At 35.9% G+C, this 17,480-nt stretch carries 25 protein-coding genes, 1 pseudogene and 2 riboswitches; of the genes and pseudogenes, 21 read left to right on the top strand and 5 right to left on the bottom strand.

Annotated features, from left to right (window positions below; all coding sequences use genetic code 11):
• The first annotated feature begins 8 nt into the window (after positions 1-8).
• From pstC to pstB, 3 genes are read left to right on the top strand one after another with little or no spacing between them, the layout of a single operon-like run.
• On the top strand, positions 9-950 hold the full coding sequence (gene pstC / locus RCJ93_RS04735; RefSeq protein ID WP_392994312.1) for a phosphate ABC transporter permease subunit PstC: 942 nt from the start codon (positions 9-11) through the stop codon (positions 948-950).
• Complete coding sequence (gene pstA / locus RCJ93_RS04730) at positions 950-1,828, top strand: phosphate ABC transporter permease PstA (RefSeq protein ID WP_147193664.1); 879 nt, start codon at positions 950-952, stop codon at positions 1,826-1,828. The genes pstC and pstA overlap by 1 nt, the downstream gene beginning before the upstream one ends.
• 13 nt (positions 1,829-1,841) lie before the next feature.
• On the top strand, positions 1,842-2,669 hold the full coding sequence (pstB, locus tag RCJ93_RS04725) for a phosphate ABC transporter ATP-binding protein PstB (protein ID WP_446738509.1): 828 nt from the start codon (positions 1,842-1,844) through the stop codon (positions 2,667-2,669).
• A 71-nt stretch (positions 2,670-2,740) separates the two neighbouring features.
• On the opposite strand, the gene RCJ93_RS04720 is transcribed toward pstB, so the two are convergent.
• Positions 2,741-3,205, bottom strand: a complete 465-nt coding sequence (locus RCJ93_RS04720) for an endolytic transglycosylase MltG (protein WP_446738508.1) — start codon at positions 3,203-3,205, stop codon at positions 2,741-2,743.
• Entirely contained in the window at positions 3,202-3,588 is a 387-nt protein-coding gene (locus RCJ93_RS04715; protein ID WP_446738507.1) for a hypothetical protein, read from the bottom strand. The genes RCJ93_RS04720 and RCJ93_RS04715 overlap by 4 nt, the downstream gene beginning before the upstream one ends.
• 162 nt (positions 3,589-3,750) lie before the next feature.
• Here RCJ93_RS04715 and rpmG point away from each other — a divergent pair, with 162 nt between their 5' ends.
• The 4 genes from rpmG (at position 3,751) to RCJ93_RS04695 (ending at position 6,880) form a co-directional block, all read left to right on the top strand.
• Positions 3,751-3,900 (top strand): 50S ribosomal protein L33, encoded by a 150-nt coding sequence (gene rpmG / locus RCJ93_RS04710; RefSeq protein ID WP_066786565.1) that lies wholly within the window; start codon positions 3,751-3,753, stop codon positions 3,898-3,900.
• A 58-nt stretch (positions 3,901-3,958) separates the two neighbouring features.
• On the top strand, positions 3,959-4,528 hold the full coding sequence (locus RCJ93_RS04705) for a 5-formyltetrahydrofolate cyclo-ligase (RefSeq protein ID WP_147193657.1): 570 nt from the start codon (positions 3,959-3,961) through the stop codon (positions 4,526-4,528).
• Positions 4,529-4,545: 17 nt separating this feature from the next.
• On the top strand, positions 4,546-4,752 hold the full coding sequence (locus RCJ93_RS04700) for a YqgQ family protein (RefSeq protein ID WP_446738506.1): 207 nt from the start codon (positions 4,546-4,548) through the stop codon (positions 4,750-4,752).
• Positions 4,753-4,981: 229 nt separating this feature from the next.
• Entirely contained in the window at positions 4,982-6,880 is a 1,899-nt protein-coding gene (locus RCJ93_RS04695; protein WP_066786572.1) for an LTA synthase family protein, read from the top strand.
• Positions 6,881-6,990: 110 nt separating this feature from the next.
• On the opposite strand, the gene RCJ93_RS04690 is transcribed toward RCJ93_RS04695, so the two are convergent.
• Positions 6,991-7,170 (bottom strand): DUF2759 domain-containing protein, encoded by a 180-nt coding sequence (locus tag RCJ93_RS04690; protein WP_066786576.1) that lies wholly within the window; start codon positions 7,168-7,170, stop codon positions 6,991-6,993.
• A 187-nt stretch (positions 7,171-7,357) separates the two neighbouring features.
• On the opposite strand from RCJ93_RS04690, the gene RCJ93_RS04685 reads away from it, so the two are divergent.
• The 5 genes and pseudogenes from RCJ93_RS04685 to RCJ93_RS04665 all read left to right on the top strand — a co-directional run bounded on the left by RCJ93_RS04685 (position 7,358) and on the right by RCJ93_RS04665 (position 10,086).
• Positions 7,358-7,996: an MBL fold metallo-hydrolase gene (locus tag RCJ93_RS04685; protein ID WP_446738505.1), complete on the top strand. Its 639-nt coding sequence runs from the start codon at positions 7,358-7,360 to the stop codon at positions 7,994-7,996.
• A 376-nt stretch (positions 7,997-8,372) separates the two neighbouring features.
• Positions 8,373-9,131 carry a GNAT family N-acetyltransferase gene (locus tag RCJ93_RS04680; protein WP_446738504.1) on the top strand — a complete coding sequence of 253 codons (759 nt, stop codon included), beginning with the start codon at positions 8,373-8,375 and terminating at the stop codon, positions 9,129-9,131.
• A gap of 54 nt (positions 9,132-9,185) precedes the next feature.
• Positions 9,186-9,779, top strand: coding sequence for an aminoglycoside phosphotransferase family protein (locus tag RCJ93_RS04675; RefSeq protein ID WP_446738503.1), 594 nt, complete (start codon positions 9,186-9,188; stop codon positions 9,777-9,779).
• Positions 9,772-9,852 (top strand): annotated as a pseudogene (locus tag RCJ93_RS04670) (hypothetical protein); the annotation flags it as partial. The gene RCJ93_RS04675 and the pseudogene RCJ93_RS04670, both read left to right, overlap by 8 nt.
• A 90-nt stretch (positions 9,853-9,942) precedes the next feature.
• Positions 9,943-10,086, top strand: coding sequence for a hypothetical protein (locus tag RCJ93_RS04665; RefSeq protein ID WP_446738502.1), 144 nt, complete (start codon positions 9,943-9,945; stop codon positions 10,084-10,086).
• A gap of 101 nt (positions 10,087-10,187) precedes the next feature.
• On the opposite strand, the gene RCJ93_RS04660 is transcribed toward RCJ93_RS04665, so the two are convergent.
• Together RCJ93_RS04660 and RCJ93_RS04655 are read right to left on the bottom strand one after the other, a co-directional pair.
• A complete protein-coding gene (locus tag RCJ93_RS04660) occupies positions 10,188-10,427 on the bottom strand; it encodes a DUF2626 family protein (protein ID WP_066786585.1) in 240 nt (79 codons plus the stop codon).
• A 130-nt stretch (positions 10,428-10,557) separates the two neighbouring features.
• Positions 10,558-11,259 (bottom strand): helix-turn-helix transcriptional regulator, encoded by a 702-nt coding sequence (locus RCJ93_RS04655; RefSeq protein WP_446738501.1) that lies wholly within the window; start codon positions 11,257-11,259, stop codon positions 10,558-10,560.
• Positions 11,260-11,513: 254 nt separating this feature from the next.
• Here RCJ93_RS04655 and comGA point away from each other — a divergent pair, with 254 nt between their 5' ends.
• From comGA to gcvT, 9 genes are all read left to right on the top strand, one after another.
• Complete coding sequence (comGA, locus tag RCJ93_RS04650; RefSeq protein WP_446738500.1) at positions 11,514-12,551, top strand: competence type IV pilus ATPase ComGA; 1,038 nt, start codon at positions 11,514-11,516, stop codon at positions 12,549-12,551.
• Complete coding sequence (comGB, locus tag RCJ93_RS04645; protein ID WP_446738957.1) at positions 12,511-13,587, top strand: competence type IV pilus assembly protein ComGB; 1,077 nt, start codon at positions 12,511-12,513, stop codon at positions 13,585-13,587. Before comGA ends, comGB begins: the two co-directional genes overlap by 41 nt.
• Positions 13,588-13,601: 14 nt before the next feature.
• Positions 13,602-13,913 (top strand): competence type IV pilus major pilin ComGC, encoded by a 312-nt coding sequence (gene comGC, locus RCJ93_RS04640; protein ID WP_066786595.1) that lies wholly within the window; start codon positions 13,602-13,604, stop codon positions 13,911-13,913.
• Positions 13,897-14,355, top strand: coding sequence for a competence type IV pilus minor pilin ComGD (gene comGD / locus RCJ93_RS04635; RefSeq protein WP_158512565.1), 459 nt, complete (start codon positions 13,897-13,899; stop codon positions 14,353-14,355). The genes comGC and comGD overlap by 17 nt, the downstream gene beginning before the upstream one ends.
• A complete protein-coding gene (locus RCJ93_RS04630; RefSeq protein ID WP_066786601.1) occupies positions 14,345-14,650 on the top strand; it encodes a hypothetical protein in 306 nt (101 codons plus the stop codon). The genes comGD and RCJ93_RS04630 overlap by 11 nt, the downstream gene beginning before the upstream one ends.
• Positions 14,651-14,691: 41 nt before the next feature.
• Complete coding sequence (locus tag RCJ93_RS04625; protein WP_446738956.1) at positions 14,692-15,072, top strand: competence type IV pilus minor pilin ComGF; 381 nt, start codon at positions 14,692-14,694, stop codon at positions 15,070-15,072.
• Positions 14,972-15,256 carry a hypothetical protein gene (locus tag RCJ93_RS04620; RefSeq protein WP_446738977.1) on the top strand — a complete coding sequence of 95 codons (285 nt, stop codon included), beginning with the start codon at positions 14,972-14,974 and terminating at the stop codon, positions 15,254-15,256. The genes RCJ93_RS04625 and RCJ93_RS04620 overlap by 101 nt, the downstream gene beginning before the upstream one ends.
• A gap of 248 nt (positions 15,257-15,504) precedes the next feature.
• On the top strand, positions 15,505-16,068 hold the full coding sequence (locus tag RCJ93_RS04615) for a shikimate kinase (protein ID WP_066786612.1): 564 nt from the start codon (positions 15,505-15,507) through the stop codon (positions 16,066-16,068).
• 84 nt (positions 16,069-16,152) lie between these two features.
• Positions 16,153-16,245: riboswitch (glycine riboswitch) on the top strand.
• Between the two features lie 3 nt (positions 16,246-16,248).
• Positions 16,249-16,322, top strand: a riboswitch (glycine riboswitch).
• Between the two features lie 44 nt (positions 16,323-16,366).
• Positions 16,367-17,479 (top strand): glycine cleavage system aminomethyltransferase GcvT, encoded by a 1,113-nt coding sequence (gcvT, locus tag RCJ93_RS04610; RefSeq protein WP_446738499.1) that lies wholly within the window; start codon positions 16,367-16,369, stop codon positions 17,477-17,479.
• Position 17,480: the final 1 nt, after the last annotated feature.

Below are 17,480 nucleotides of genomic sequence, written 5' to 3'. Positions count from 1 at the left end.
CGCTTGAATTGGCTACCAAAAAGCTAGAAGAGAAAACAGTACAGGAGTTGATTGAGCAGTCTCAGAATCAAAGCTCACATTTGACTGAAAAATTAATGCCTAAGCTTTTATTTATAGCAGCATTGGTATCTGTACTGACCACAATAGGCATCATATTGACGTTGGTAGTAGAAACAGGTGAATTTTTCACGAGGGTAAGTGTCTGGGAATATCTTTTTGGAAAGGAATGGTTTCCTTTCTCCAGCACTGACCCTACATATGGCATTTGGCCATTATTAATGGGCACTTTAAAGGTCACGGGAATCGCTATAATCGTAGCGGCCCCTCTGGGCCTTGCGATTGCCATCTATTTAAGCGAATATGCTAGCGACAAAATTCGACAGGTGATTAAACCGATATTAGAAATTTTAGCGGGTATTCCGACGATTGTTTATGGATTCTTTGCACTTACATTCGTCACTCCATTACTCCAACATATCGTACCATCGCTTAAAATATTTAATGCACTTAGTCCGGGAATTGTGATTGGCATAATGATTTTACCTATGATTGCATCTCTTTCAGAAGATGCCATGTCTCAAGTTCCCAATTCACTAAGGGAAGGCGCCTTGGCATTAGGGTCTACAAGACTTGAAGTTGCTTTAAAAGTTGTATTACCTGCAGCATTATCTGGTATACTTTCGTCAGTTGTACTTGCAGTATCTAGAGCCATTGGTGAAACGATGATCGTCTCGCTCGCTGGGGGATCAACACCAAAGTTCGATATGCAAGTTACAGATTCTATTCAAACGATGACGGCCTATATCGTGCAGGTAGCAAGTGGCGATGCGGGTTACGGTACGACCATTTATTATTCAATCTATGCGATTGGATTTACGCTATTCTTCTTTACTTTCCTAATGAATATAGCGGCACAGTTTTTATCTAAGCGATTTAGGGAGGGATATTGATGAACCTCATCAACCAGAAAGAAATATTGCATAGAATCCAAAGTAGGGTAAACCTAAATCGATTTGTAAAAGGTATTTTTCTAGTAGCGACATTACTTGTTTTAGCTGTTCTCGCGTTATTATTATTTCGTCTGATTAGCCAAGGAGCGGGACATTTATCACTTGATTTCCTGGGGAATTATTCCTCACGTTTTGCTGCCAAAGCTGGTATCAAAGCTGCTTTGGTTGGTTCCATATTGTTAATGTTAGTGGTTGCTCCAGTGACTCTTATTATAGGCGTAGCTACTGCCATCTACTTAGAAGAATATGCGCCAAAGACTAAACTGACAAATCTTATTGTAATTAATATTTCAAATTTAGCAGGAGTTCCTTCTATTATATTTGGACTTCTTGGCTTAACGGTTTTTGTACGGGGACTAATGCTAGGGAAAAGTGTCTTAGCAGCAGGATTAACGATGAGTTTACTGGTACTACCTGTTATTATCGTCTCTTCACAAGAAGCAATCAGAGGTGTACCAAGTGATCTAAGGGAAGCTTCCTATGGAATGGGAGCTGCCAAATGGAAAACAATTTTACATGTTGTGTTACCAGCAGCCATCCCTGGCATTGCCACAGGATGCATCCTGGCTCTTTCAAGAGCAGTTGGTGAGACCGCACCACTTGTTATTTTAGGTATTCCTGTAATTGTGTATTTTTTGCCAACTGGTTTATTGAGTGAATTTACCGCGCTGCCTATGCAGATATTCGATTGGGCAAAAAGGCCTCAACCTGAATTTCAAACGGTCGCAGCAGCAGGGATTGTTGTACTAATGGTATTTTTACTTCTATTGAATTCACTAGCTGTCTATATCCGTTATAAATATCAAAAACGCTATTAAGGGTGGTAAGCAAATGTTACATGTCCAAGTTAGAGAACCAGAGAAGAGAAAAGTAGAAGGTTCCAAGATTATACAAATAGAAAAGCCGAGAGAAATCTTTCAAACCAACCATTTGAATGTTTGGTACGGAGAACAGCATGCTCTGAAAGACATTAATCTTTCAATTAAAGAAAAAGAAGTGACAGCTATCATCGGACCCTCAGGTTGCGGAAAATCAAGTTATCTTAAAACATTGAATCGAATGGTTGAATTAGCTTCAAATGTTCGTATAACAGGTGACATTCTTTACAAAGAAGAAAATATCTTACACAAAAAATATACGGTAGAACGCTTGAGAACGAAAGTAGGAATGGTATTTCAAAAACCAAATCCATTTCCTAAAACAATTTATGATAATGTAGCGTACGGACCTAGAATTCATGGGATAAAAAATAAAAAAATGCTAGACGAAATCGTTGAAAACAGTCTAAGAAAAGCTGCACTTTGGGATGATGTGAAAGACCGCTTGCAGCATCATGCATATGGTTTGTCAGGAGGACAGCAGCAAAGACTTTGCATTGCAAGATGTCTCGCGATAGAACCTGATGTGATTCTGATGGATGAACCGACTTCTGCGCTTGATCCGATTTCTACTTTAAAAGTAGAAGAATTAATTCAGACATTAAAACAGAACTATTCTATTATTATTGTGACACACAATATGCAGCAAGCAGCACGTATTTCAGATCAGACTGCTTTCTTCTTGCACGGTGAGATGATAGAATGCAGCCAAACCAATAAGTTATTTTCATCTCCTGCTGATAGAAGAACCGGCGACTATATTTCTGGGAGATTCGGATAATGGCTTGCCTACAAAAGAATCGAAAACAAAAAGATGCGGAAGAAGGACTGTGCTCTTATCCGCATCTTTTATTATTTTTTTCGAGTTATGATATTTAATATTTCTTGATTGGACATATCAGAAGTTAGCTTATAGTCACCGATTTGAATATTTTTAGATGCATCTTTATCAGCCATGAACCGTTCAAATGCACGTTCATCTTTAATTATGCCGCCTTTTTTTATAGCTTGGCTAACGTCCTCGCTGTCCATCCCTCGATTGATAACTAATGTATAGGAATGAATTTTTTTTGCAGCAGAATCATTTTTCAGCTGATTGTAATCAGTTTGAATTTTTGCCAGTTGTTCTTTGGCTTCAGCAGCTTCTTTTTGTAGTGAGACAAGCTTATCTTTTTGTATTTTCACTATATTTCCTTTAGATGAGCTCGCTGCAATCCGGTCATTGCTGGGCTTTTCTGTGAATTCATTGTATAAAAACATGGCACTGCCAGCGATGAATAGTCCAAGGGCAAATGAACGAAGAGTTGATTTTCTCATAAACGTCCACCTCGAGAAGTGATCACTGCATGGACTTGTTCCTGTGTAAGAGAAGAACGTTGGCTAATTTCGGGCACTGTATAGCCTTGTTGATGTAATGCGAGTACCTGGCTAATGAGAATTTGATGGATATTATTTATGTTCGTTTTCTCACGACGTTGGTAAGTATCCTGTTTTATAGTTTTAGTTTTTAGCAGAGGGGAATCCATCATTAACTCCTCTTCTACTGCTTTTATACGATGCTTTAATTGGTTAGTTTCTTGATAAAACTGAAGAGAAAGCTCTTCCACTTCATTTTCTAATTTTTTGGGTTGGTTGCCGATAAAAAAAGATGCAATAAAAACAACTGTTCCTACAATTATGAAGAGTACAGGTAGATTCATTCGTTCACCTTCGACCTTTTTAAATTTGCTCAATTTATTGTAACATATGGACAAGTATTTAGAAATGACAGTAGATTTTTTTGCAATCTGTGATATAATAAGTTAGTCGTATAAATCATGCTCACAAAGTTTTATTCTTTATATAGAGTGGGAGGGATAACAATGCGCGTTAATATTACATTAGCTTGCACTGAATGTGGTGAACGTAACTACATCTCAAAGAAAAACAAACGTAACAATCCAGAACGTCTTGAATTAAAAAAATATTGTTCTCGTGATCACAAAATGACACTTCACCGTGAAACAAAATAATGCTCATTGCCAAAACCTCCAGTGGTTTTGGCATTTTCAATTTTAAAGGGGTGGCGAAATGGATAAAAAAGATCTTCGAAATGCAATGCAACTGCAATTGAAACAACTTGCTGCTGATACATATAAAGAAAAATCCGCCATTATACATAGCAAACTTTTGGATGAATCTGCAATTAAAGATGCGTCTGTTATCGGGATTACTTTATCTAATTTTCCCGAAGTTGATACTTGGCCACTTATTGAGGAGCTATGGGCTAGAGGAAGGTCAGTTGCAGTACCTAAATGTCATCCCAAGACAAGAGAGATGACATTTTATGAAATTACATCATTTGATCAAGTTGAAATAGGTTACAGCAGAATTTCAGAACCCATACCAAATCGCACAAAAGTAGTAAAAAAAGAAGAAATTCAATGCTTAATTGTGCCGGGGCTTGCATATGATAAAGATGGTTTTAGACTTGGCTTTGGCGGTGGTTATTATGACCGATACTTGTCGAATTATAGAGGTTCAACAATTTCTTTAGCATTTCAATTGCAGGTGGTTGAAAAAATCCCGCGAGATGATTATGATTTATCTATTGGAAAAATTATTACAGAACGTGAAATAATTCTCGTGGAGCAGAAATGAAAGGGGGCAATTAACCCTTGGAGACAGTATACGATGTTATGCAGCTTTTAAAACATTTTGGAACTTTTGTTTATACAAAAAACCGTGTTGGCGATTTGCAGCTGATGGAAATAGATTTAGTAGAGCTCTATAAAGGTGGTTTAATCGAAGCGCAAGATTTTCAATCTGCACGCCATATTTTAAGGACTGAAACGAAAAAACTGGAAAGTAGAAGGTACAGTTAATTTTCGTTTGTAATAAAAGTCCTTTTACAGTTGGGTATTAAATCCAATTTTTGTGAATAAAATTGAAACCTTTTCAGGGTTTAAATCGTTAATTAATGGGTAGTACACAGTATGGGAAATTATTCTGTAACAAAAATGTTGCGTTCCTGTAAAAAAAGGATTAGTATATATTTTGTTTCTTTCAGACTGTGAACAAAAGAATAAGAAAGAAAGTAGGAGGATAATAAGCATGAAACTCAAAAAGCTTCCTAAACATACGATATTAGTGATAGCCATTGTCACTACTTGGATCAAGACTTATATCACATATAAAACGAGCTTTGATATGAAGATTGAAAATGCTATGCAAGAATTAATATTGTTGATTAACCCGCTTGCATTTTTATTATTTATATATGGTATTTCATTGTTCTTCAAGACGGCAAAGGTACGGAATCGATATTTAATTACAATTAGCGCTATTTTATCCATTGTAGTATATGGTAATGTAGCATTCTATCGCTTCTTTAACGACTTTATTACATTGCCGGTTCTATTCCAAACAAATAACTTCGGAGATTTAGGCAATTCAGCAGCTTCTTCAATCTACTGGTATGATATTTTCTTCTTTACAGATGTTATTTTATTAATACTAGCAGTTAAATTGTTGCCAATTGCAAAAGAAGCAACAGTTGTAAGACCAAACTTGCGCAGAACTTACTTTGTTTTGTCTTTTGCGATGCTTTTCTTAAATTTAGGATTAGCAGAAACAGAAAGACCTCAACTATTAACACGTAGTTTTGACCGTGAACTATTAGTTAAAAACATGGGAACATACAACTATCACTTATATGATATTTTTGTGCAATCAAAATCACATGCTCAACGAGCTCTTGCAGACGGCAGTGAGTTGACAGAAGTAACAAATTATGTGAAATCAAATCAAGCTGATAATAATAAGAAAACATTTGGCGTAGCTAAAAAACGTAATGTGATTATTATTTCTCTTGAATCAACTCAAAACTTTGTTATCAATAAGAAAGTGAATGGCCAAGTCATTACACCTTTCCTTAACAAATTATCTAAAGACAAGGATACATTCTACTTCGATAACTTCTATCATCAAACTGGGCTTGGTAAAACATCTGATGCAGAATTTATTGTTGAAAACTCCTTATACGGTACTGGACGTGGCGCAGTCTTCTTTACAAATAGCGGCAATACGTTCAATTCAATGGCAGAACGATTAAATGGGAACGGTTATTATACATCTGTTCTGCATGCTAACAATAAAAGTTTCTGGAACCGTGATATGATGTATCAAGCTTTAAATATTAAACATTTTTATGATGTAGATTCATACAATGTTACAGATGACAATTCAGCTAACTGGGGCTTAAAAGATATTCCATTCATGGATCAATCAGTTAAGATTATGAAAACAATGCCACAACCGTTCTATACACGGATGCTTACATTGTCTAATCACTATCCATTCACTTCAGATGAAGAAGATCAAATGATTGAACCGTATACATCTAGTGACAATACAGTAAACCGTTATTTCCAAACTGTCCGCTATACGGATGAATCTATTAAAGAATTGTTTAAGCAATTGAAAGCATCAGGCCTATATGATAACTCAGTTATTGTTATGTATGGTGACCACTATGGTATTTCTGAAAACCATAATAAAGCGATGGCTCAGTATTTAGGAAAAGATTCAATTACACCGTTTGATTCTGCTCAGCTTCAAAAAGTGCCTTTCTTTATCCATATTCCTCATTCAGGAATTGGTAAACCAATGCACGAGGTAGCTGGTCAATTAGATATTCGTCCAACTGTTTTACACTTACTAGGTGTTGATACATCTAACGATTTACAATTGGGTGCAGATTTATTCTCTAAAGATCACAAAGACTTTGTGACATTCAGAGATGGCCGATTTGTAACAGACAAATTGTTATATGCAGGTGAAGTATGCTATGACAAGAAAACTGGAGAAAAAACAGATGCAGAGAAATGTGATCCTTATATCGAGCAAGCAAACAAAAAACTAGAGTACTCTGATCAGATTATTAATGGAGATTTACTTCGTTTCTATGATTCAAAAACAGGCAAAGCTACTGTTAAGAAAGAAAAAGAATAGAGTGAAAAGCCGTACTGTCTAATGATGACAGTACGGCTTTTAAAATGTTTTTGTCAGCAGATGCAAAAAAAGGCTGTCCTTTAATAGGACAACCATTTTTTGTTTGTTGATTAATGTAGGCTTGGCGGGAAACCTTGATGTAGGATCGTCATGAAAACGAACCAACCAAAAACAGCAAATGCTGCAAAGTTAAAGATGATGCCAAGAATAGCTTTTTCTTTAATGCTTTGGATTGTGCCAATAAGCCCAAAAATTGCTACTAGGCCAAAAATAACCATTAATAAGTTCAAGTTAGACACTCCTTTCGACATCAGAAAATGAATGTCGCAAACAATATTCCTTCTCTATTGTAAAGCTATTTTTAGTTTTTGTCGAGAACAAAAAGTGACGGATATATGAACAAGCTTAAAAATTTCTAAAGATTAAGGCTTTGGTTCTCGCAAGAAATGATTTATCATGGATATAGAGGTGATTGAAATGTTAAATATACGAACTTTTCCGCTTGGCCCCATTCAGGCCAATTGCTATGTTGTAAGCAACAATAATAAAGAATGTTTGGTGATTGATCCAGGAGGAGACGGAGAAGCATTTGTTAGAAAGTTACGATCGTTAGGTCTTAAGCCTAAAGCCATACTCTTAACACATGCCCATTTTGACCATATTGGGGGTGTAGAGGATGTGAGACAAGCTTTCGAAATACCAGTATATTTGCATAAAGCAGAGGCTCATTGGTTACAGGACCCAGCATACAACGGTTCTGGTAGATATGCTGAAATTCCAGATGTGACGGTGAATGCTGCGGACCATTTGATTGATAAGGAGCAAACCTTAGAGCTTTTTGACTTTAAGATGGATATTTTCCATACGCCCGGACATTCGCCTGGCAGTATTTCTTTTTACTTCCCAGAAGATCGGTTTGCGATTGTAGGAGATACTCTATTTGAAGGTAGTATTGGTCGTACAGATTTAGAGGGAGGAAATCAAGAACTATTGCTTAAATCTATCCATGATCATTTATTAAATTTGGATGAGGATACTATTATTTATCCTGGTCATGGTGAACCCACTCGAGTGGATATTGAAACAGAACAGAATCCTTTTTTAAATGGTTTTTAAGTTCTAATGAATTGTATGAATGTTAAAGCTTACTGAGCACCATTCACCATATCTACAGTTTTGTTAAAAAGAAAAGAAGCAATATTTGGCTGAACAAAAGCTAAATATTGTTTCTTTTTTTATATTTTAAAGGATAATCTGTAACCCTTAAATGAAAGATACTTCTTATAATCGTGATTAAAAGGAAAAGACTAGTAGATTATAGAATTAATACTAATAGAAATATTAATAATTCATACGGAGGAGGTAAGCTTATGACATTGACGTTAAGCCAATCATCTATTGAAGAATTAAATAGGATTGCGAATTCATTGCGAGAATGAATTGTATTCCTGAAAACCACATTGGATATTGCGGAAAAAATGCAGAGGAAATTATGAGTACATGGAAGAAAGATTTTACAGATGTGCCTGCAGAGAATACATTTATATCAGCTTTAGATGAAAACAATATAATAGGAGTTTGCGGTTTTGATGCAGATTATGAAAGAAAAACTGTGTATATATGGGGACCTTTTATAAAGAATAATGATGCATTAGAGACTTCAAGTATATTACTAGAAGCGCTACTGAAAAAAATTCCTGATCAAATAGATTCTGTTACACTTTTTCCTGACATTCGCAATAGACTAGTAATAGATACAGGGAAGTATTTGGGTTTTAAACCAGTTAGTAAACAAACAATCTTAACTTGTACAAACCAAACTTTAAAGGCAAAAAAGACTCAGTCTGTTAGTAAGTTGCCAGCATCTCACAATGAAGCATTCATTAATCTGCATAATTCAACTTTTCCAAGTTCATATTTATCCGGTGAGGAGATATTGCAAGGATTAAATGATGAAGCGGCAGTTTTCGGAGTAATTGAGGAAGACAATTTGATAGGTTATCTATATGCAGAAGCTAATCCTACATATTGTGAAGGTAGTATTGAATTTTTTGGTGTAGATGCCAATGCCCGCGGTAAGGGAATAGGTACAACTCTTTTAACAGGAGGGTTGCAATGGCTGTTTTCGTTTCCCTCTATCAAAGAAATCTCTCTTTGTGTTCGATCAGATAATGAACATGCGATCCACATGTATAAGAAAATCGGATTTCAAGAAGAACATAATCTTATCTTGTTACAAAAAAATAAATAATTTTAGAAAAACAAAAATTCCTAGTTCAAGAAAAGAGCTAATTGAGGTGAAACTATGCATATTTTAAAAGAGAGGGAGAAGTTTAAGCTAATCAAGCCAATAATGAAAGGATGGTCTACCGACAAAAAATACTTTGTTGAAAACGAGCTGAATCAAAACATGTTACTTCGGATTGCAGAAATTTCTCTATATGATGAGAAGGTTAAGGAATTTGAAGCAATGAAACACCTCGCAGAATGTAAAGTTCCCGTGTCAAATCCAATTAAAATAGGAATATGCGACGATGGAAAAAGCGTATATTCCCTTTTTAAATGGTGCGAGGGAGAGGATGCCGAAATCGCATTAAAAAGTATGACGGAAATAGAGCAATACAGACTTGGTAAGGATGCGGGGCGAATATTGAAGGAGATTCATCGAATACCAGCGCCAGAAAGCCAAGAGGAGTGGAAAGCTCGATTTTCACGTAAAGCTGATAGCAAGATAAAAATGTACCAAGACTGTGGGCTGAAAATAGAAGGCGGGGAAAAGATAATTTCCTATATCCAAAATAACAAACATCTGTTAGAAGGAAGGGCTCAATGTTTTCAACACGGTGATTACCATGTAGGAAATATGATAATTTCATCTAAAGGAGAGAAGTATTATTGATTTTAATCGCTATGATTATGGTGATCCTTGGGAAGAGTTTAACCGGATTGTATGGAGTGCTACGATTAGTCCTCACTTTGCAACAGGACAGCTTAATGGCTATTTCAACGGAAGGCCGCCAATAGACTTTTTCAAACTCTTGGTTTTTTATATTTGTAGTAACATGCTTTCATCCATTCCATGGTCTATCCCATTTGGAGAAGACCAAGTAACAATTATGAAAAACCAAGCAAAAGATGTGCTTACTTGGTTCAACGGAATGGATGACCCTATTCCAACCTGGTATTTAGAAGATTATTATATATAAATAACTGAATAGCCAAAAAGTATGTCTTATAAAAAGCAAAAGAGCTATCAATATTAGTAAGATCTAATATCAATAGCTCTTTATTACATATTGTCTGTTTCTTATTCCATGCCAGGAACGTGAATGAATGTAGTCCAATAAGTAAATCCAGCAAAGAATACAGTTAAATATGCTCCGAAAATGTACATATACATGCGTTCTGTAAGGTTTAAGAAGCCTAATAGAAGGAAAAACCCTGTGTTAGCTACGAATAATAGCGAAACCTCTTTCATACCACCTAAATAAAACATAACTGCGAAAATACCTGTCCAGAAGCCAAGCACCTTATACATATTATCCATGTACGATTCCCTCCTTTTCGACGACACAATAATCTCATACTCATTATAAATGATTGAATTTTGCCTGTAAACTGCAAGATGTAAAGACTTTGTGACAATGAAGTGTAAATTCCATTAACATTACGAAAAATTATATATTTATTTGATAAGTACAGTATTCACAGTTTTGCATCATACTTTCTACTTGCACAAAATCGCTTACATTAAACAATGCATCAAATTGGCCTTTCAAATAAGATTCATGTAATGCACAAACAAGTCTTGCATTATGCTTGATTTCAGTATGGAAAGGGCAGTTATAAATAGCAAAAGACAGGGTTTTCCCAGCAGGGGTTTCTTTGATCATTGGGATATATCCAATTAATGCAGCTGTATCAGTTAAAATTTCCAGCTTGTCTTCAAAAGTTAAGTGAGTTATTTCTTTTCCCTGTTTTTGAATGGTTGCTTCAATCTCATTTCGTCCTTTTTTATAACAAATCTTTTGGCCAACTATATAAGCTTCCTCGCCGAATTCTCCTAAAATGTCGATCGCCCAATCTAGTAGCTCTTCATTATTTCGCTTTGGGAAAGATAACGAAATACCTTCTTCTAAAGCTTTATAACGCCGTCCTGGACGTCCGCCCTTTCCTGTTTTTTCATACTCTGCGCTAATAACATCTATCTCTGTTAGTTTCGTTAAATGGAGTCGCGCAACATTTGGATGAATATGAAAATGGTCGGCAATCTCTTGCACGGAGAAAGGCTTCTTCTCTTGCAACATATACTGATAAATTGAAAAACGAGTTTCATCTGATAAAGTGCTAGTCACTTTCAGTGGATTATGATTAATCAAAAACAGCCACCTCCTATAAGAATACTACCATTATAAAGCAATTATGGAATAGTGACAGTAGATTTCGCGAGATTTATTGAAACACTTATGGAGATACTTGTTCTATACAGCGAGTTAAATATTTCATGCTGATAGAAAGAGAGAATTATATCGAAAAATTCAGAAATATAGCATTTCAAATCTGATAGATTACTTGTATAATAGTGTTAACAGGTAAAGAGCGGTCCTTGCTTGTTGGTTGAAGAGGAGGTAAAATGCTTTTTTCTGATACAGAAACTGTTGTTGAACAGAAGACAATGCAATTATTAAAAAAGGCGTTGGAATTTAATGCTACAGATTTACATCTATTGCCTACAACTGATCGTTATGAAATTTATTTTCGCAAATATGGAAAACTTGTCCCTATAAGTGGGCTCCCCCTAGATATAGGAGATCGTTTGATCTCTTACTTAAAATTTTTATCCTCATTAGATATTAGTGAAAAACGCAAACCCCAAAGCGGCTCATTCGAGCATATTTTCAACGACCAAAATGTTTCTTTTCGTGTATCGACGCTTCCTTCCGTATTTATGAGAGAAAGCCTCGTTATACGTTTAATGCTTCAAAATCGAACAGTACCAATTACTGAATTAAGCATGTTCTGTGAATCGGCCAAAGACTTAATACAACTGGTAGAACAGCCACAAGGTATCTTGCTGATGACTGGACCAACTGGAAGCGGAAAATCGACAACACTCTATTCTTTAATCAATCATCTTTCTACTATGCATCAAAAACATATTATTTCACTTGAAGATCCCGTTGAAAACAACCAGTCTCATCTTTTGCAGATACAGGTGAATGAACGAGCAGGAGTCACATATTCTGTTGGCTTAAAAGCTATTTTGCGCCATTCTCCAGATGTCATTATGATTGGCGAAATCCGGGATCGTGAAACAGCACACATAGCCATTGAAGCTGTTTTGACAGGACATTTAGTCGTGTCGACCATTCATAGTAAGGATACCATTGGCTGTTTATACCGTTTATTGGATTTAGGGATTTCATTGGAAGAGTTAAAGCAGACAGTCATCGGTATTGTAGCTCAGCGTCTTGTCCCCTTGCAGGAGACCAAAAAGTTAACAGCTATTTTTGAGATTTTATCTGAACAATACCTAGACCAATCTTTTGAAGCGATTGAAAGTAAAATTAGTTACGAGCTTCCTTTTGAAAAAACGCTAGAAGGACAGATTGAAAAGGGGGTTCAATTTGGTGCAATCGCCTCCCAACATTCTTCAAAGAAAATGGATTGACTTTTTGTTGCTAAAGCGAAAAATCCATTTAAAGGATTCAGCGCAATTACTAAAAAAGATGAGCGTTTTGTTAGAAGAGGGTTTTACATTTTCTGATTCCCTTTTTATGCTGCTACCTCACCATCTTAAAAAGGATACAGACGGTGAGGTTAAGATAAGAGCACAGCTACGAAATGGCTCATCTATGACTGAAGTACTACGTCTTTTGGGCTATTCTAAAATTTATTTAATGACCATTCTAGTTTCAGAAGAACACGGTAAAACTATCCAAGCTTTAAAAACAGTGGCAAATCAGCTAGAGAAAAAGGAACAAAATAGAGAACGGCTACAGAAATTGCTTGTCTATCCTGCTGTGCTGTTTGTTTTTTTAATCCTGCTCTTTTTCGCATTTCGGACTTATTTTCTGCCTAACATGTCTTTTATGATGGCAAACCAATCTTCCGAAACAAGTTTCGATTTAACATTATCCAAGCTGTTTTTACACTTGCCAGATTTCTTTATAGTATTAGGCATTTCATTTATATCAATGCTGATCCTTTTCCTCATTTGGTTGAAAAAGAAAAGGGTAACAAGTCAAATTCTTTTTTTATTAAAAATCCCTTATATTAACAAACACTTTAAATTACAGATTACGCGGCAGATCTCTTATGAATTAGGCGGTCTCATTCAAAGTGGAATGTCAATGCAAGAAGCCTTAGAGTTATTGAAAACCCAAACATTACAACCTTATTTAGCCAAAGTAGCGGAGATTCTTCAAAAAAGGATCGTTTATGGTGAGTCATTGTCAACTGCGATTCAACAAGAACCGTACTTTTATAAAGGTTTTTATGCGCATGTGCTTCATGGTGAGCAAGGTGGCAACTTAGGGAGAGAGCTGCAAATCTATAGTGAGTTTTTAATTGAACGGACAGAAAATACTATTCAGCGAAGCTTAGCATTCGTCCAACCACTTTTGTTTGTTGTAATTGCACTTTGCATTTTAGGCGCGTATCTTGCGATTTTATTGCCGATGTATAAAATGATGGATTTAGTCTAGAAAGGAAGAAAGGTATGCAGAAAGAGCATTTTCAGAAAGGTTTTACGCTTATAGAAATGTTAATTGTGCTGTTTATCATCTCGATACTCATATTGATTGCTATTCCTAATGTAACAAAACATTTCGCAACAGTTGATAAAAAAGGCTGCGATGCATATGTCAAAATGGTGCAAGGCCAAGTAGAAGCCTATCGAATCGATCATGGCAATTATCCAAGTTCCACAACTGAATTAGAAACAAATGAATATTTAAAACAAACGGATTCTAAAGCTTGTGAAAGCAAGAAGTTAACGATCACGGATGGTAAAGTTGAAATTTCTAAATAGATCTGTAAATAGTCAAGGGGGCTTTACTTTCATCGAAATGTTGTTGGTCTTGACCATTACGATGCTCATTTCATTGATTGGTATTACTTTGGGCAAAAGTCACATGGATCGACAATTAGAGGACCGTTTCATTAAGCAATTGAAAGCAGATATTGAGCTAACTCAAGCATTGTCTTTCCGTTATCAAGATTATGCTACTCTCACTATTGTGCAAGGGCTCAATGAAGTAAGAATCAAGGTGCCAGCGCATGGCAATAAGGATTATCTAGTAAGGAAATATCCAACGAACATTCAATTACTTCCATACAGTACTATTCAATCAGTTACTTATACAAAAGAATTAACAGTACAAAAATCCGGCACTATGTACTTTTCTATTAATAATAGGATCGTCAAATTAACTGTTTATTTAGGTGAAGGAAGGGTGCAAATTGAACAATGAAAACGGTCATTCATTGCCGGAATCATTATTAACTCTTGTAATAGTCTTTATAATTTTTGGTACATTATTGCCTTTTTACTATCAATTAGAGACATCGCTTTATAAAAAGAAATTGAGCCTGCATGCGGCAGAAGCAGCATTGTATGCAGCTGGAAATATTGTTCGATTTCAAAAGTACCAAGGAAATGTAGAAATTGATGATGTCATCTACCATTGGAAAGGGGATGAAACCTCCATTTGTATTCGTTATTCGGGCATAGAAGAAGAACAGCTCTGTGTAGAGACAAATACTTAAAGAAGAATAATAATCAAAGGGGCTTTACCATTCTGGATTCTATGCTGCAGCTTATGATATTAATGATGTTTGCTCAATTTTTCCTACTCTTTTATGTATGGTATGGGCATAAAAAGAGTGGCATATTAAGTGAAAGTGAATTGCAATATGAAATGTTCGTGTATCAACTTTCAAAGGAACTTATACATGCTAGAGAGTTCTCTTTAAGCGAAAAATATACAGCTCTTTATTCATCGAATCGAGGAATTATTGGCATAAAGTCTGTTGGTTCGGATATTCGAAGAGTGGGAGGATATCAACCTTTGTTATTTGGACTTCAATATGCGGAATTTGAATATGCTGATTCTATCTTTGAAACGACTATTACGTTTAAAAGCGGAAGTGAAAGGAGAAGAAAATTTATTGTCCCGACTCAGGAATGAACAAGGTTTTTTGCTGCTAACAGCTATGATTTTTTTATTCTTCATCACTAACATGATGCTAGCTGTAGCGGCATCATATGAATCGCATTATCGCTCGTATGATGAATTAAAAATTGCCTATTTAAATCAAACAAAGTCTATCCTGCTCTCGTTGAAAGAAAATAAGAATCATGACATAAAATAATTGACTTCTATACAATTCTTTTTAGCAATTTCCTTTTAAGTTTAAAAATCACCATTTCTCTTTCATAACTATTTTTTTAGCATTCATTGGGACCGAAGATATGCTTCTGCGCCTATCATCACCCATTCTGTTCTTTTGTGTAATGCTGTCAAAAAATAAAGGTGATTGGAATCGACAAGTGTTCATGCTACTATAATTAAAAGTGAACTTTTGGTATAGGGCATTCGCTAGTCGAAGAAGGTGAAAAAATGAAAAAAGTATATCTTGTCGGATTTATGGGTAGCGGGAAAAGTGCGATTGGCAGAAGACTTAGTTATTTTCTACGAATGCCTTACTATGATATGGACAAGGAGATTATTAGGCGAGAAGGGTTAACTATTCCGGAAATATTTGAACAAAAGGGTGAAGCCTATTTTCGCCAAAAAGAAACGCAATTCCTGAAAGAATTTCGTGATGAATTTTGTATAATTGCAACAGGTGGCGGAGTTTCTATCAGTGAGGAAAATCGAAAAATCATGCGGCAAACAGGATTGGTTTTATTTTTGGACGCAGCTTTTTCTGATATCTGGAAAAGGGTACATCGAGATAAAAATAGGCCCATCGTTCAAAAGTCGACAAAAGAAGAGTTAGAAGAGCTTTATTTAAAAAGGCGAAAATATTACCTAAATGCTGCACATATAACGGTACGAACTGAAGGCAGGTCTTTAAGACAAATTGTGGACTATGCCGCGTTCCAAATTAACCGATTAAAAGGCGATCACATTGGTGTGGAGAAAGCGTGGAGTTCTCCTCAAACAATCTTTAGAAAATGATTGCCAGAATTGATTATTCAATGGTAGGATATATTCAAGCAATTGTGTTATACAACATTGGAAGAGTACCAATATAAAAAGCGGATGATTGTGCGGGGAGAGAACATGTTTTTAGTGTCGCCGAAGGAGCAAGTAGGTATCTATGAATCTCTCAGGCAAAAAGACTCGTACGGGACGCAACTCTGGAGAGAGCTAATTTTAGCCACCAAAGAGGCCAGCCTTTATGGTTAAACTTTCAGGTGAACAGGACAGAGAAACCTTTATAGGGGTTTCTCTGTCTTTTTTATGGATAAGGGGGATGACATTGGAAACGACTTTAAAACACACGCCATTATTTGAATCTTATGCAAAGTATGGTGGTAAAACAATTGATTTTGGTGGATGGAACTTGCCGGTGCAGTTTTCTTCTATAAAGGAAGAACATGAAGCAGTTCGAACAAGAGCAGGGCTGTTTGATGTGTCGCATATGGGCGAAATTTTCGTTGAAGGTTCAGAAAGTTTAGCGTATTTACAAAAGCTTATGACAAACGATGTTTCAAAAATTGCAATAGACGGTACGCAATATACGACGATGTGCTATGAAAATGGTGGAGTAGTAGATGATTTATTGATTTATAGATTGGCAGAAAACAATTATTTACTTGTTGTTAACGCAGCAAATATCGAAAAAGACTACGAATGGCTTTTGAAGCATGAGTCTGGAGATGTAAAAATTACTAATCAATCAGACGAAATTGGCCAACTGGCACTTCAAGGACCACTTGCAGAAGAAGTATTGCAACAATTAACAGATGTTGATTTGTCGACTATCAAACCATTCCACCTCAAACAACATGTTGAAGTAGCTGGATTTGATACATTAGTCTCTCGCACAGGTTACACAGGGGAAGATGGATTTGAGATTTATGGAGCAAATGATGCCATTGTAGCATTATGGGATAAGATTTTAGAAGCAGGGAAAGAAAAAGGCGTTTTGCCATGTGGATTAGGTTCACGTGACACATTGCGTTTTGAAGCTTGCCTGCCGTTATATGGTCAAGAGTTATCCAATACGATTTCTCCGCTTGAAACAGGTATTAACTTCGTTGTGAAAATCAATAAAGAAAGCGATTTTATAGGGAAATCTGTTTTAGCTGATCAAAAAGCTAATGGTGTTCCTAGAAAATTAGTTGGCATTGAAATGATCGACAAAGGCATTCCGCGTCACGGATATAAAGTGTTTGTCGGGGATTTAGAAGTTGGCGAAGTTACTACTGGTACACAGCAGCCTTTGACGAAAAGAAATATTGGGCTAGCGCTTATTAAAAGTGAATACGCTGAATTGGACCAAGAAGTGGAAGTTGAAATTCGCAATAAACGCGTAAAAGCAAAGACAGTTGCAACTCCATTCTATAAAAGATTAAAAAAATAAC

The organism is Rummeliibacillus sp. BSL5 (genome assembly GCF_052928305.1).
This window is presented reverse-complemented; position numbering and strand designations above follow the sequence as displayed.